Annotated in this window: 11 protein-coding genes; all 11 read right to left on the bottom strand. The window is 52.2% G+C overall.

Translation table 11 applies throughout. From position 1 onward, the window contains the following. Positions 1-47: 47 nt before the first annotated feature. Positions 48-1805, bottom strand: coding sequence for a hypothetical protein (locus tag B5D61_RS09860; protein WP_139373167.1), 1758 nt, complete (start codon positions 1803-1805; stop codon positions 48-50). Positions 1806-1825: 20 nt separating this feature from the next. Further along, complete coding sequence (locus B5D61_RS09855) at positions 1826-3790, bottom strand: hypothetical protein (protein WP_139373166.1); 1965 nt, start codon at positions 3788-3790, stop codon at positions 1826-1828. A gap of 39 nt (positions 3791-3829) precedes the next feature. After that, positions 3830-5062 carry an ATP-grasp domain-containing protein gene (locus B5D61_RS09850; protein ID WP_078813186.1) on the bottom strand — a complete coding sequence of 411 codons (1233 nt, stop codon included), beginning with the start codon at positions 5060-5062 and terminating at the stop codon, positions 3830-3832. 3 nt (positions 5063-5065) lie between these two features. Continuing rightward, positions 5066-5815: an SDR family NAD(P)-dependent oxidoreductase gene (locus B5D61_RS09845; RefSeq protein ID WP_078813184.1), complete on the bottom strand. Its 750-nt coding sequence runs from the start codon at positions 5813-5815 to the stop codon at positions 5066-5068. Positions 5816-5847: 32 nt separating this feature from the next. After that, positions 5848-6816, bottom strand: coding sequence for a transketolase family protein (locus tag B5D61_RS09840; RefSeq protein WP_078813182.1), 969 nt, complete (start codon positions 6814-6816; stop codon positions 5848-5850). Between the two features lie 48 nt (positions 6817-6864). Continuing rightward, entirely contained in the window at positions 6865-7677 is an 813-nt protein-coding gene (locus B5D61_RS09835; RefSeq protein WP_078813181.1) for a transketolase, read from the bottom strand. 46 nt (positions 7678-7723) lie between these two features. Beyond that, positions 7724-8356, bottom strand: coding sequence for a class I SAM-dependent methyltransferase (locus B5D61_RS09830; protein ID WP_139373165.1), 633 nt, complete (start codon positions 8354-8356; stop codon positions 7724-7726). 59 nt (positions 8357-8415) lie between these two features. Then, positions 8416-9651, bottom strand: a complete 1236-nt coding sequence (locus tag B5D61_RS09825) for a polysaccharide pyruvyl transferase family protein (RefSeq protein WP_078813177.1) — start codon at positions 9649-9651, stop codon at positions 8416-8418. Between the two features lie 250 nt (positions 9652-9901). After that, entirely contained in the window at positions 9902-11710 is a 1809-nt protein-coding gene (locus tag B5D61_RS09820) for a 1-deoxy-D-xylulose-5-phosphate synthase (protein WP_078813176.1), read from the bottom strand. A gap of 511 nt (positions 11711-12221) precedes the next feature. Beyond that, positions 12222-13142 (bottom strand): class I SAM-dependent methyltransferase, encoded by a 921-nt coding sequence (locus tag B5D61_RS09815; RefSeq protein WP_078813174.1) that lies wholly within the window; start codon positions 13140-13142, stop codon positions 12222-12224. Continuing rightward, complete coding sequence (locus tag B5D61_RS09810) at positions 13139-14935, bottom strand: cytidylyltransferase domain-containing protein (protein ID WP_078813173.1); 1797 nt, start codon at positions 14933-14935, stop codon at positions 13139-13141. The genes B5D61_RS09815 and B5D61_RS09810 overlap by 4 nt, the downstream gene beginning before the upstream one ends. Positions 14936-14949 lie beyond the last annotated feature (14 nt).

The raw sequence follows: 14949 nt of genomic DNA, 5'->3' as shown, positions 1-14949 counted from the left end.
TATCAACTCTTAAAGCAATGACATGCCTTCCAAGACGGCGGATTGCCTCACCCCAGTTTATTCAGACAGGATTGGATACCTTCCACCAAGGAGGGCCCCGGCGGCCAGTAAACCGTTTTGAGAAACCGGCGCTGGTTATCAACCAGTTCTTGTCGTACATCGGAGCGGGACACCAGATCACGGATGTGCTGAATTAATGTTGGTGCATCTAGAGCGAGTCTACAGGCATCGAACTCTTTAATGCCAATGTAGGAAGGCGCATCTGGCGGAGGATCTTTGAGAAAGATCACCGCAATTCCCATCTCGAAGGCTTCAATCGAAGCCGTCGAGCCGACATGCAAAAGAATCGAGGTGCGATTTAACATCTGACTCAAGTTCACCTCAGGATCGATCAATTTGACATTACGCGGTGGATGTAATTGTCGGAAAAACTCTTGCCGACCAAGAACATCTTTTTCATCAAAGGCAGTGAATCCGAAAGAGGCTTCACGCTTTCCTCTCAAGGGATGGAGCTTGATCGCAAAGTCCAGTTCAGGCAAGGCTCTGGCCGCTTGGACGATCATCTCATAACAGGGAAACCAATAACGCGGTGAAATATCCGCACGCACGCCGGCATAATAGCTATCTGCAAAAACCACCAAGGGACGGCGAGTCGGGATCAAAGATCGTGAGAGGTTGGCTTGACGATGCGAGCGAACAGGGATCAAGATGTCCTTGGAGAAGCCGCGTTCTGTGACTACGCGGATAGTCCGACCGCTATCACAGAAGAGAAAATTAGGAATGAAAGACTGCTTAGGATCCGGCAGGTGATCGTAAACATAGGCGGCCACAGGAATACCCGCCTCTTGGGCTGCCAAAGCCCACATTCGCTCAGTGGTATCCACCTGGGTATCACACAGCAGAAGCTTAGGGCGGTTGTCAGCCAAATAGCTTTTGGCTCTCAGATAAGAGATGGCTAATTTTGGACAGCTGTTTTTTACGACCATTGCCCCCAAATCACGGAGGATACGAAGGCAGTGGGGGGCAAGAGCCTGATGCACCGGACCTTCGTTTAAAAAACGTTGTTGCCAAGCTTTCCACCATTCATCGTAAAGCTTTGTGTAGTGGTTGAGGTCCTGGCCACCTGCGATATTCTTTGTTGGAGCCAGTTTGATGTTCAGGGCGGTAGCGGATGGGTCTTTGGCAAGAAATCGTGCCACCCGCTCACTCGAGCAAAGAATGGCATCTTCAATCTGTTGGCTGTCGGCCGACTCAAACTCCAGCACTGGCTGATTCGTCGCGACAGATCGTTGTTGCCTTTTATACCACCACTTTTTCAACAGCCGCCACGCATTGAAAGGCGTCGGCTCCGGGTCAATACAGGTGACGGGGATCTCCATCTCACTAGCCACTTCCAGCCAAGCAGAGAATTGGACACCGTTTCCCGCAATCGCCACGATACGAGCAATCGAGTCTGATTTTAACACTCGAAGTGCCGCGATGCGCCCGACGATATGGGCAAGCACCAACCGTTTAGCATCCATCGACAAACACCCCACACGAAAGGCACGATGCACAGGAAGGTCACCTAACGGCAGGTGATGCTCTAAAAAATAGGTCAGCACCTGATCAAGTTCCTGATGAACTTCAGTGACCTGATCACTCCCGATGATATCGCTGTAGGCCAACCAATTTTTAATTTGGGGGTAGCGGGATCGCTCCAGTTGAGTGTCGATTTCCAGAACCAGATCCGCCTCTTTGAGATAGCGACTCAGAGCATTCGGCGCCAACGAGCCGGCAACTAATAGCGTTTGACGTCTAGCCATTACTTCAAGAGCTAACCAAATCAGCTTTCTCCACCTACGGGTGCCAAGACCACGTCGAAAGGCAATAGTTTTCCACCAGGCCGCGAGGTGTCGTCCAATTCACTCAATGAAAATGAAAGCCGGGTCAGATGGGAATGCGGTGTTCTCAAATGCTTGAGCAAAGGCACCGCAGCGCAAGCGGCCGGTTCCCATTCGACCTTGAAGCCGCGCCCAGTATTATCAAGGAGCATCACCTGACCATCGGTAGCGCCCATGGCCGAAGTGCTAGAAACGAATTGGGAAGCAGGCTGGCCGTGATTGACGTCACTACTGACCAGAAAATGCTCCGTCTCAGTCCCGCCATTTTGACAATGCAAAGAAAGTGGCAGCCCCATGAACCCAGGGATCAATGTCAGCACCCCGACACGTACGATACCCAGGGGCCTTGGAAAGTCCTGAAACTCGTAGGTCATTCGGATCGCCTCCGATTCTAAGTCGATAATGATCGTCTTTTTCAGCTTCCCTTTGGCTAGTGGAAGCACGCCAACGATCTGCACACTGTGGTCCGTATGCACGATTTCAGGGCGAACCCATTCTAGGTCCGTCAGCCGGACGCGCTCGCCCGGGATCTCAATCAAAACCCCGCCTGAATAGTAATCAGCCCCCAGTTCAATCGAATCGAAAAAACCTTGAGGTATCGTGCCCAACAGAGGCTTGAATCCTTGTGACTTGAAAGCGAGCGATTTAATGGTCAAACCGCGCCGAGCATTCAGCACTAAATGAGTGTGCGCAGTGTCAAAGGACCACAAGATATCATCCTCACCTCGCTCGATCTTACACTCAGGTAGATGACTACTGGCAGGCACCCGTGCTTCAGCGTCATGCTTGCAAGGATAGGGCGGAAGACTTTCTCTGAAGCTGTCGATACGGGCTAGAATATCTAGCCAGCGATCCTCGGTGATGTGAGTCCTGAGATCACTGGCCCAAAATTCACAAAGCTCACGCCATTGTTCAGCCTTGGCTGAACCTTCACGCACGAGACGTTGGCAAATCTCATGGCAGGTCGTGTTCAGCCAGAGATCATTCCTTCCCGTCAAGGCCCAACGATTGATGTTATATTTCGCCTGCTTTTTGACTGGGATCGGGTGAGCGACGGAGGAAAGTATCCTCGGCTTAACTTTACGGCCTTCATTCTGAGCGTGTAGAGCATCACTCGGAGACACCCACTGAATCCCTAAATCGGTCGCTACAGCCGTATAAACCCTTCGCATTCGGGTCCACTCGCCCTCGGTATGCAGTTTGGCTTCTGTGGTAAAACGGCCAGGTCGGAAGTCAAAGATCTCCACATCATTGCAATAAGCCGGGAGAACTTGGCAATCTTCGGAAGCACGCTTGCGCACGTAGTCTAGATATTCGGACACCGGAATATCGCCATGGACCACGCGCTGCAGCCGTTGAAACAAAATCGAATCTGACCAGAGAACCGGAAACACCTGTTTCTGTAGCCCCAAGGCGTGGGTCGGGACTCGGGAGGCAGGCTGATGATCGAGATCCAAAGCCAGCCGCACATTGTCTCGATCCATGATCATGCCTTCATATCCCGCCGACAGATAGAGATCCACCATACTCGTGGAGTAAGCCATCTCATTGACCAACACGAGACGCGGGCGCAGGCCCAGAAGTTTCTCATAAGCCTCCACACCGAGCTTCTGATTCCAGTGATTGGCCTCTGGTGCCGCCAACGGGCCGATCATCTGAGTCCACCCGCTGCCGATCAACTCACACTGTTGAGCATGGAGCATTTGTTTGAAATGCTCCACCCACGAAGGATCGATCTGGCGAATTTGATCCAAAGTCCAACCTGTCAGTTCGACGCCGATCGGAATGCACAGATCTTCGGCCATCTTCAAAAGCGGCCAGTAGCAGCGCTGGATGACCTCGGGCCTGCTCTTGGCCGGAATGGAAGAGAAGGCCAGATTGAGATGGTAGATTTGGAAGGCTTTCACGTGAAGCGTGATTGGGGACAGCACATTGTGCCACTCAAATTATTCAGTGACGATCTTCAATGTTTTGTAAACCCATTCGGCTCGATTTTCCGCTTCAGCCCGGTCAGCTCCTTCCGCAATGAAAACCCCAAACCGGTCGGCATGGCTGCGCACTTGTGGAACAATATCTCCCTCCTTATACCAGAGTTCGAATTTGCGAATCCAGGGTTGTTTGCGGATTTCATCAGCACCTTCGATGCTTTTCAGCACGCCAGGTTTGGGAAAGAAATAACGATTCACCACCCCTCGGCGCCACCGTGGCTGGAGCTTTTCAAAGTCGGGAACGCGGCCGATGGCAATGTTAATGCCTGCCTCGATCAAATTCACCCCGCAGCCGATGGGCACCAGACTTTCCGCAAAGTCACCTCCAGAGGCACGCGCCGCCATCTCGATCATCATCGGGCCATCGGAACCCACCACCACGTCGCCTTTAGCAATGCCATCCGTGACCCCCAGAGCAAGCGCAGCTTTTTCCACCAAGTCTTCCACTTGTTTTTTCATCTCCGGAGAGACACATGAAGGCACCCAACCTCCGTTCTCGATGATATTCGGCGCGAAGGCATCAATCATTTCATAGTTTCGGTCCGCAAAACCTGGGGTGACACCACGCCCCTGGTGCATGATCGTTTCCGTGCTGATCTGGAGTCCGGGAATATAGGCCTCAGCCAAAACCTGACCGCAAAACGAGAGCTTGAGAGATTCTTCAAACAGACGCCGGTAGTCCGACTCCTCGGTGATGCGGAACACCCCGCGGGCTCCAGAGCGGTCCACGGGTTTGATCACCAGGGTTTTGTATTGACGCAGTGGCTCGGCGAGATCCTCCGCCGAGGACAGTAAGGCAAACCACGGGATCGGCACGCCACGTTCTTTAAAGCGCTGCTTCATCAGGTATTTATCCGTGGCGACTCGGGCCGTCTCTGCCGAGATCCCTGGAGTGCCTAGATATTGAGCCAGTTCAGCAACGATGAAGGGGATATCGCTGCCCATGACAAACACCCCACGAATGCGCGGGAGATCACCTTGAGCATGGTAGCGATCCACAAACGCCTTGAGAGCCTCTGCATCTCGGGTGCTGACAGGCTCATGATAGTCGGCTTCAAGAAAGCCTGGAGACTGGACATTCCCATCGACTACGACGGTGTAGAGTCCCATTTGTTTGGCCGTCCGGATCGCAAAAAGCTGATCGACACTGGCACCGAGTAATAGGACCGCTGAATCAGGCGCACTACTCATAGGTCAGGCCAGATAAGCTCCTCCGCTGACGCTGATCACTTGTCCCGTGATGTAGCTCTGCTCATCCGAAGCCAAGAGGACACAGGTGCTGGATACATCACTCAACTGGCCAGGCCGCTTCACCAAGGTCATATTGACAATCACCTGACCACCGGGGCTCGCCAGTTCATCTGCCGTCTGTTCTGTCCACATGATCCCCGGAGCCACGGCATTCACCAAGATGTTATGCTCAGCTCCGTAGCGGGCTACCACCTTGGTGAGGCTATTCAATCCCGCTTTGGAGACCGCATAGTGAACGGTCTTTGGCCCGTGATACTGCCCAGCTACAGAGGAGATATTGATGATGCGCCCCCCCTTCTGTTCCTTCATGTAGGGAAACACCTCCTGGCTGCAAATGAAGGGCCCTTTCAGATTGACGCCCATGATCATGTCCCAGTCTTCATCCGTAGCTTCTTCGAACCAGCCACGCTTGTTGATACCGGCATTGTTGACCAAGATATCGATTCTTCCGTAACGCTCATGGGCTTCCTTGAAGAGACGTTTCACCTCTTCACGCACGGCCACATTGGCCTGGATCAAAACCGCATCCGCACCTGCTTCGGTCAGTTCAGCGAGAGTCGCTTCCGCAGCCGCTCTGTTGTTGACGTAATTGACAACGATCTTTGCACCTTCAGCCGCAAAAGTTTTTGCGATTTCTTTGCCGATACCTCGGCCAGCACCGGTGATAACGGCGACTTTATCCTGGAGTCTCATGAACGATGAAAGAGAGAATGAATGAATGAATGTTACTTTTTGCGTTTCAAAACACGCTGCGCAGCCTCAATGATGTCAGCTTCAGAAATGCCATAAAGAGCAAAGAGCTCATGATGCTCTCCACTGCGACCAAATTTATCCTGGATTCCCAAGATTTCGAGAGGTGCAGGGCAATACTGAGCCAAGGCTTCTGCCACAGCCCCGCCCAAACCGCCGTGGATACTGTGGTCCTCGACCGTCACAAAGGCACCAGTCTGAGCAGCAAGTCGGGTAATCAACTCAATATCCAGAGGCTTGATACTGCGCATGTTCACAACAGCAGCGGAGATCCCCTGCTCTTGCAATTTCACGGCCGCATCAAGAGACGCGTAGACACGGGAACCACAAGCAATGATGGTGACATCTGTGCCTTCTCTCAATAGATCGCCTTTACCGATCTGAATGGGACCGGGATTTTCATAGAGAATGGGCGTCGGACTACGGCCGATGCGCATATAAACGGGGCCAGGCTCATTGAGCACCGCTTCAAACATGGGCTGGATCTCATTGGCGCAAGAAGGCACCATGATCTTCAGGCCAGGAATGGTGCGGCAGGTGCCAAGATCCTCAATCATCTGAGCTGTCGCCCCATCAGGGCCGGTATCCACACCGAGGTGACTGCAACAGACCTTGACGTTCCGCTTCCCGTAACACACGGCTGTCCGCAGCATCTCATGGGCGCGCATGATGGTGAAAGCGCTGAATCCAACCACCACCGGAATCAGGCCTGTATCAGCAAACCCAGCCGACGCCGCCATCATATTCTGCTCCGCGATCCCGAACTGAACGATGCGATCTGGGAAGGCATCCGAAAAGGCTTTGGCACCCGTGCCACCTCGGACATCGGCGTCAAAATGAAAGAAGTCCTGGCGCTGATGGCCCAACGTGACCATCGCACGCCCGAAGCCTTCCCGCAGAGAAATGCTCTCGCCCTTTTTGAAAAATTGAAAATCTGAACTCATGATATTTTGCGACTGACTGGCGATCGTTTGATACGGTAAGAGATATGCTCAGCAATTGAGCTCAGCTAAGGAAGCCTCCAACTGCTCCGCAGATAGGGGAGTACTGCCGTGCCATCTGACCTGATGTTCCATGAAGGAAACACCTTTGCCTTTGATCGTGCGGGCGACAATCAGTGTGGGTTTACCCGTCTCTGACCGGGCTCTCTTTAGAGCTTCAGCGATCTGGTCACAGTCATGCCCATCGACTTCTTGCACCGCCCAGTGAAAAGCCTCCAGCTTGTCAGCAATCGGGGCAATATTCATGGTGTCTTCCACCCGGCCATCCTGCTGCACTCCATTGAGATCTAAAATCGCGCAGAGTGAACTCACCTTGTGATGTCCAGCGGCCATGATGGCTTCCCAAGTACTACCTTCTTGGAGATCGCCTTCCCCCAGCACCACATAGGTGCGGAAGTCACGTTTACCAAAACGAGCGCCCAGAGCCATGCCCAGGCCTTGTGACAGCCCCATTCCGAGTGAGCCTGAAGGTGCATCAATGCCTGGAATCGCAACGGACGGATGCCCTTCTAGCAAACCATCAATGCGGCGAAATCTCAGAAACTCCTTTTGATCGAAATAACCTAACAGGCCAAGGGCAGCATAAACAGCCGCACAGGCATGCCCTTTAGACAAAATGCAACGGTCACGATCCAACCAGCGAGGTTCTTCAGGTTTCAAACGCAACTCTGAAAAGTAGAGAACAGCAATGATATCCGCGACGGATAAGCTGCCCCCCGGATGGCCCGCCGGGCTGTGGTGAATCATTTTCAATGACTCGATACGAATAGTTTTAGCCCAGTCCTGAAGGGATTTCTGACTCATACGGGAATGCGAATCGTGAAGCGTTGAACGGCTGTGGTCAGGGAAATCAAAATGGAAAGTGCTCGTTGAAATAGACCACGTATTTCGTTTCCTCGATGTAAAACAACTTCAGGCTCTCCGAGAGGCCGTCTAGATACTGGGTGATCTCGTAATGCGGATTGTTATAATCGTGCCAAATCACGCAGCCCGGCTTCGAGCGATCCAAGAGCGCCAGAGCATTTTCCGTATCTTTGATCACAACTTCGGTCTGGTGCCCACCATCGATCAAAACGAACTGAATGCTGCCATGGTAGCTGGAAAAATCAAAGAGGGTGCTATCTCCCAAAAGCTGAGTGACACGCTTCCCGCATTCACGGATTTCCCATTGCTTCTGATTCGAGCGATGCTGAGCAAGGTTGTTTTTCTCAAAGTTATCAAGCTGGGGGGAATCATATGACTCACCCAAATCTAGCGTGAAGACCTCCGCTTCAGTATTCTCCGCCAGCATGAAAGTGGTCTCCCCAAGGTAGGTGCCAAATTCAAAGATTCGCTGCGGCTTCACAGCCTTCGCCAAGGAAAGCAGAATACCGCGCTCAAGCATGGAGGTAAGAGACTTCTTTTGAGGCAGACAGATCACGGCGCTTTTTTCCTCTGCTGGAACGAGGTCAAAAATGCGGTGTGGGCGGATTTTATTTATCATATAAGAAAGGGATTCCGTAGATTGGATCGAAAGAAACTGACTGCCTAGGGCCGAGCCATTCACGAGAAATGGACTTTTTCCCGCATGGCTTCAATCGCAATATTCGAGTATTCTTCCAAGTTCTGCCGCCCAGCCTGGATGGCTCTCGTCGATTGAGCGACAAACTGCTTTTGAGGGTCCAACACTGCGACAGCCCCCTCCAAAAGCGTCTCCACAGATAAATCCTGCATTGCAAAGGCAAACTCAGGGAACCCAATCCAACTCATGAACTCTGACACTTTCGGGTGGTAGCAAAGAGCCAAGGTGGGAATGCCGTTCATCACCGCAAATACACAACCGTGCAGCCTCGTGCAGAGGGCAAGCTTCGCCCCCTCGTACAAGGCCGCGCACTGATAAACATCCAGTTCATTCTCCACCGAAAAGCAACGCTGTACTTCCTTCATTCTGGACATCAACTGCCTAGCCGTAAACCGGTCATCTTGATCGGGGGTTGCGTGAGCGTAGATACATTGCGGAATCAAAAGCACATTCGCATCATGGAGGACGACCAATTTATCCAAGGCAGACGCCAGGATTGTTAGATATTCGTCCATCGTAAGCCCACTACTGGTAGGCACGGCCCTGACTGACACCGCTATTACCGACTTTCCTTCTGAATGAGCAGCCTGCCACACGGGATTGCTGGCTGCCGTTCCACGTGGAGCCAACTCTAGCCCCAGCACAGGATCAGGGAGATGTATCGCAGGTGAATGAATTTCAAGCGACTTCAACTCCCGCAAACTCTTCTCGTCCCTCACCGTGATTCGGCTGGCGAGTGATGCAGCTAAGCGGCTCATGTCTCTTCCTAGACGCGTTTTGAGCGGTCCCACCGAAATCCCATACCACAGCACAGGAGTCCCTGTCATACGTGCCATGAGCGACATGAGAAGAAATCGAGGAACAGGCCCTTTGAGGACATCAATCGTGATATCGATCAAGAAATTCCCTGCCCCTAAAACCACGAGGTCGCTAGCGGCGATTTCATCATACAGACGGCATAGGTCTGCGCGTTCATCATCGGGATTGAATCCCCGAAACCAGCGCCCCAAGCTTTCGGCCTTGGTCGCGTATTCGACTCCTTCGATAGCCCGAATGCCATAGCTCTCATACTGAGCCTCAGCAGCATGTCGGCTTACCACCACGCATTCGACAGCACCGAGCTTTTTCCGCAAGGTCTCCGCTAGGACGATGAGAGGAGCATCATCTCCAAAACTGCGAATACCGTAGGCACCGTCGAATAAAATTTGAAAGGGCATGTTTAAACGTCCGACCTGTATCGTTGCTCACACGATCTCATGCCGCCCGCCCTCTGCTGTAATGAGAGTACTGAAACAACCGTGCCCCCATCTGAAAGGTCCTGGAAGTTTAAAGAGGGCGCCATCATGGATCGAAAATCAATCCCAGTGTGAATTTACTGGGCTGATTAGCAATGAGTTTTTGGGGATGACGCGCTATTCGTCACCCCCAAAATCCGAAGTCAAACGACCGATTTGATCTCTGAGCCCTCTAGCAAGCTTTAGCCAAGGCCTGAGTCGGAGCCAACGCAGCGCGTAAGGATGGAGCAGCCCATTTTTTCACCACCGTTTGCACAATGCTTTGGGTATCCAGCCCCGTATCACGAGAGCACTCCTCTTTGGTCCCCGGTGCGACAAACTGATCATTGACCCCAAATCGCATCAACGGCACTTGCACCCCAAAATCCGCAAAGGTTTCGGCGATCAATGAGCCAAACCCACCCGCTAGAGCACTCTCCTCTAAAGTGATGACGCGCTCTAACGTTTGGCAGAGATCGAGCACTTGCTGCACTGGGAAGGGCTTGATTTGACGGATCACCGCCACGCCATATGAAAGCCCCGTTTCCACTTTCAAGGCAGCCTGAAGCTCAATCGCCGCTTTAGATCGGTTGGGAAGCGTTAAAATAAGCCCGTCTTTACCGTGTTCGACCAGATAGACATCTTCGCACTCCTCCAACTCCGAACGCAATTCTGGTTCCTCAATCGGCTCGTAGGGATGCAGAATAGTCATCGGCCCGTTCGGGGATGCCATTCTTCTACGCAGCAAAGCCCGCATGTCATGGCTATCCGTCGGATAAATGATCTGCATGTTTGGGAATGACCTCAGATAAGGGATATCAAAAATGCCATGGTGGGTGGGTGAGTCATAGCCCGAGAAGCCTGATCGCACGCCCAGAATGGTGACAGGCACATCCATGTAACAGACGTCATGGAGCAACTGATCGTAGGCGCGCTGCATGAAGGTGGTCTGGATGCACACCACGGGTTTTTTACCGCGCAATGCCATTCCTACTGCCATTCCCACCGCTTGTTGCTCAGCCATTCCCACATCGATGACTCGGTCAGGGAACCGGCTGATGAGTCGATCTAAATAGGATGCATAAGGTGTCGCCGGGGTAATCAATACCACATCAGGATCCTCTTGTAAAATCTCCTCCAACTCCTGCGCCGCTACCAAGGCCATTGTCTTTCCTGCCACAGTCGGATTGGCACCTTTACCAGTCACAGGATCAAACGGCATCGAAAAATGCATCTTATAGGGATGACCATCCGCACACGACAAGCCACGTCCCTTTTCAGTTTTCACATGCACCAGCACTGGGTGCGAGCTTTGATGCGCTTCACGCATCGCAGAAACCAGGGATGCCAAGTCATGTCCATCTTCTACAGCCAGATAGGACAAACCCAACCCTTCAAAAAAAGCCCTGCTTTTCTCCTGCCAATCCTGACCTGTTGTCAGATTACGAATTCCACCAATGTTAGGAGCGATGGCCATTTCGTTGTCATTCAAAACGATCACCAGAGGTAATTCAGAGCCAGCAACGAAGTTCAATCCCTCGAAAGCCATGCCCTCAACCATGGAACCATCTCCAATGATGGCCACCACCTTTTGAGGGGAAGCTGACACCTTAAAAGACCACGCCATCCCGCTGGCGATACTGATGGATGTGCCCGCATGAGATGCATCAATCGTGTCATGCTCGCTTTCATGACGCGATACAAAACGGCTCATCCCGCCCCATGTGTTTAAGGTCGAGAAGTGTTCCTGCCGACCGGTGATCAACTTATGAATGTAGCCTTGATGTCCGGTGTCAAAAATGATCGCGTCTTGAGGAGAGTCGAATACCGCATGAACCGCCAGAGTCAGCTCGACGACACCTAGATTCGCACCGATATGCCCTCCAGTCGTGGAGATGGCACCAATCAAATATTGACGAATATCAGCCGCCAAGGCGGTCAGCTCATCGACGGACAGTTTTTTCAGATAATCAGGGGACAGCTGGTGGAGATCAGAGTTCATGGGGGGGGGAAGAACAGCAAATGCAGTCCGTAAGAAGCCGGAGCCCCAACGAACGCCCCTCCAGTTAATGGGTTGGATTTTGAGTGGTCAAACCACAAGACAGTCACAATCCAACACTACGCCATAACTCGTAGTTCGACAATGAACGAACCCTTATGATCCCCGTCTCAGAGTCTTCTGAAAACGGCAAATAATTCCTCACGCAAACATCGTCTTTTCCTGCTTTCGCCAGCTTCGCAAGCAACTGGCCACTCACTTTTAGGCCGGGCTCCCATCCCCCTAAAGAATTCACAAGCGCGGCTTAACCGCGACATTAACCTAACTAACAATTGAGCAACGAATCCGTCACTCAATCGAGCAAAAAGCATGGTTTTGACACCGTCGAGAAACCGATACCACTTTTTGTTGGCCAGTGCAAAATCACTGCAAAATGCTCAACGCCCAATCCGAAAGAATTGAAAGCGAAGGAGATTCCTTAATCCCTACCTCGCATCATCTCTTGAAGCGCCCGTTATTTCTTACGCGCAAAGATAACCACCTCGCGACCTAGACCTAATTCAGCCAACTTTTGATACATCTGCCGTTTTAAGCTCCCCATTCCAGAGCGCTGAAGGTTGAGCTCAAAGTTTTTTCGTCTGCCGTGACAGGCGCGGCCTAAGGTATCGTTGCCGATGTAAAGATCTCCCATCAACAAAAACATCTCAATGGGGAACGTTGCCTCTTGGTAAACGACCTCGTATCCACAACGCTCAACCAACTGCGCCAGAGAGGCATGGTCAAAATAATTCAAATGATGCGGAGGTGCAACCCACCAGGTCGGCAAAGCCTGCTGTTCGACAGCCGCTTTTTGGAAGCTATTGAAGTCATTGGGCACAGCGATGCTAATCAAGCCATCTTCCGCCAACATGCCATGAATCAGCTTCAAAAAAGATTCAGGATCTGGAATGTGCTCCAGAACTTCACTCATATTAACTGCGTCGAATTTGCCAAAGGACGCCGCGTTTTCAGCGCTCAAAAACTGGTTAGTCACGTTCAAACCCAGACCTTGACTGTGTTCGAAGGCTTGTACTGAGGGCTCGATACCCATCACATCCCATCCCCGTCCTTTTCCATGCAGCAAGAAGAAACCTGGGCCAGAGCCGACATCGAGAAGGCGGCGTCTGCCTTGAGGCAAATGGGCTTCAAGCGTCTCATAGCGCTCTGCATACACCATGTTCCACCATTCCAAGTCCTCTCGATGCCGCTCAAGGTAGAGGGGCTTCTCAGACGAGTAATACTCGTGCTTATAAGCATTGGTGAGTTCCTCCGCAGTGGGCACCGGAATCGCATGTTTGAACCCCTGAGCCTGGCAATCAATGATATCAAAACCGTTGGCTGAGGCCTGAACTGAGCCGTGGTGGCCATTCCATTCCTTGGTTTGAGATTCGCTCATATGCGCTTGGTCAGGTGGTTGGTAATTGTTTGGGCGATGCGTCGAGCTCCGAGTCCGTCCGTCTTCGTAAGCGCGGCTTGAGACATGAGAAGGCGGCGAGGAGTGTCAACGAGAATCTCGGAAATGGCAGCCGTGAGAGTTTCGCCTTTCACCTGATCATGCACCCCCAAACTCAGAGCCAAGCCATCGAGCACAAAAGGCAATGAGGACTCGTAATGGTCTGCTGTAAGTGAAAGAAAAATGGAAGGAACGCCTACAGTGGCCAATTCATAGGCCGTCACGGAGAAGCAAGCCACGGCCAGATCCACCCTCAGCATGAGGTCCGCCATCGCATCCACAGACCGTAGGATTTCATAAGAATATGAAACTTTGCTCAACTGCTCCTCAAACGCTTCGTCGTGACAGAAGGCCCCTCCTAAAACAAACAGGACATGAAAGCAGCCCGGAACGTTCGCCAGCGCCGCACTAGCTTTCAGCGTCAGGCCCGCCGGATCGCTACCGCCCATCGTCACGAGGATGACCGGTCTGTCCTGAGAGACCAAAGGCACCGCAACCCGCCGTTGATGCGCCTCATGAAATTGCTTTCTCAAAAGCAGCCAATCCCACCCGGCATGTTTTGTCCCCTTGAGTCCGGCCCAATCCATGTGATCGAGTTGAGGTACGGGTGGATAAAACAAAAGATCGCAAACTAGGCGTTTATCTTCGGGATCATCAATATCGACCAGGAGAGCACCCGTTTTTCTTTGTAGCGATTCAAGCCGTGGTGGACTCACCCCATCACGTACATCGAGCACCAAAACGTCGGCCTTATCCTGGCTGACCTTGGCTTCGAGTTGATCCCAGGCATCCAGATTTTCATCTAAAATCCAATGCCGATGACGTTGCTGCGAGATCAATCGGGAAGCCGCTTCGGATGGCCGTGTCACAAAGGTAATCCCCAAGCTCTGCTCATCGCGCAAAACTTCGGCAAGCGCTAGGCAACGGATCAGATGGCCAAAACCGATTTGAGCAGAGGCATCACAACGAAAAATCGCGGTCCTTGAGACAGCTCCGGCAGTTTTTTGGACCACACCTGCATTGATCTGAGTGAGCTGAGGTTCGCGGCGAAGAAGCTGCACCACCTCGCGGATATCCAATTCACCTGGTGCAACATCGAGTCGCTCATGCAGCAAATTAAGAAAAGCGAGATCTGGCGGTGTATCCACAGAGATTCGCGCTCCGCGATATTGCAATTCTTCAGGCACCTGCGCATAAACGACCTGCACAAAACCCGGGTTCTTTTTGAAATAGGTGCAGGTGTGCTCTTTGGCGATGGGATCGTCCCCAGCTTCAATTTGAAGCTTCGTTAAGGCAGCCATCGTAAACGCCTCGAAGCCTTCGTTGATATTCGGCACTTCAGGCTCAGAAACACAAAAGTCCGCGTGGGCAGCCACCATGACGGACACTTGATCGTCCAGCGATTGAGGATCTACCAATGGAGCATCTCCGGTCACGCGCACGATGATATCCGCCTCAGATTCTTCGGCAGCTTTGAGGAGACGCTCGAGCACATTTGTCTCTGAGCCTCTGACGACCCGAATGCCCAGATTGCTCACATAAGCAGCCAAATCATCGTCACCTGACTGGTCTGAGGTAGCCACCACGATTTCATCAATCTCACGGCATTGGCCAATTCTGTGAATGAGATGCCAGATGACGGGCTGGCCGTGCAAATCAGCCAGCACTTTACGTGGAAAACGAGCCGAGCCCATGCGGGCCTGGATGATCGCAACGGCACGACGTGAGTCAGACATAAAGCTGTAACAAC

The organism is Prosthecobacter debontii (assembly GCF_900167535.1).
Taxonomy (GTDB): Bacteria; Verrucomicrobiota; Verrucomicrobiia; order Verrucomicrobiales; family Verrucomicrobiaceae; genus Prosthecobacter; species Prosthecobacter debontii.
This window is presented reverse-complemented; position numbering and strand designations above follow the sequence as displayed.

Coding starts and splice junctions, on each gene's coding strand:
- B5D61_RS09860 (WP_139373167.1), bottom strand. CDS start 1,805: ATGGCTAGACGTCAAACGCTATTAGTTGCCGGCTCGTTGGCGCCGAAT.
- B5D61_RS09815 (WP_078813174.1), bottom strand. CDS start 13,142: ATGAGCGAATCTCAAACCAAGGAATGGAATGGCCACCACGGCTCAGTT.
- B5D61_RS09845 (WP_078813184.1), bottom strand. CDS start 5,815: ATGAGACTCCAGGATAAAGTCGCCGTTATCACCGGTGCTGGCCGAGGT.
- B5D61_RS09825 (WP_078813177.1), bottom strand. CDS start 9,651: ATGCCCTTTCAAATTTTATTCGACGGTGCCTACGGTATTCGCAGTTTT.
- B5D61_RS09830 (WP_139373165.1), bottom strand. CDS start 8,356: ATGATAAATAAAATCCGCCCACACCGCATTTTTGACCTCGTTCCAGCA.
- B5D61_RS09850 (WP_078813186.1), bottom strand. CDS start 5,062: ATGAGTAGTGCGCCTGATTCAGCGGTCCTATTACTCGGTGCCAGTGTC.
- B5D61_RS09835 (WP_078813181.1), bottom strand. CDS start 7,677: ATGAGTCAGAAATCCCTTCAGGACTGGGCTAAAACTATTCGTATCGAG.
- B5D61_RS09820 (WP_078813176.1), bottom strand. CDS start 11,710: ATGAACTCTGATCTCCACCAGCTGTCCCCTGATTATCTGAAAAAACTG.
- B5D61_RS09810 (WP_078813173.1), bottom strand. CDS start 14,935: ATGTCTGACTCACGTCGTGCCGTTGCGATCATCCAGGCCCGCATGGGC.
- B5D61_RS09840 (WP_078813182.1), bottom strand. CDS start 6,816: ATGAGTTCAGATTTTCAATTTTTCAAAAAGGGCGAGAGCATTTCTCTG.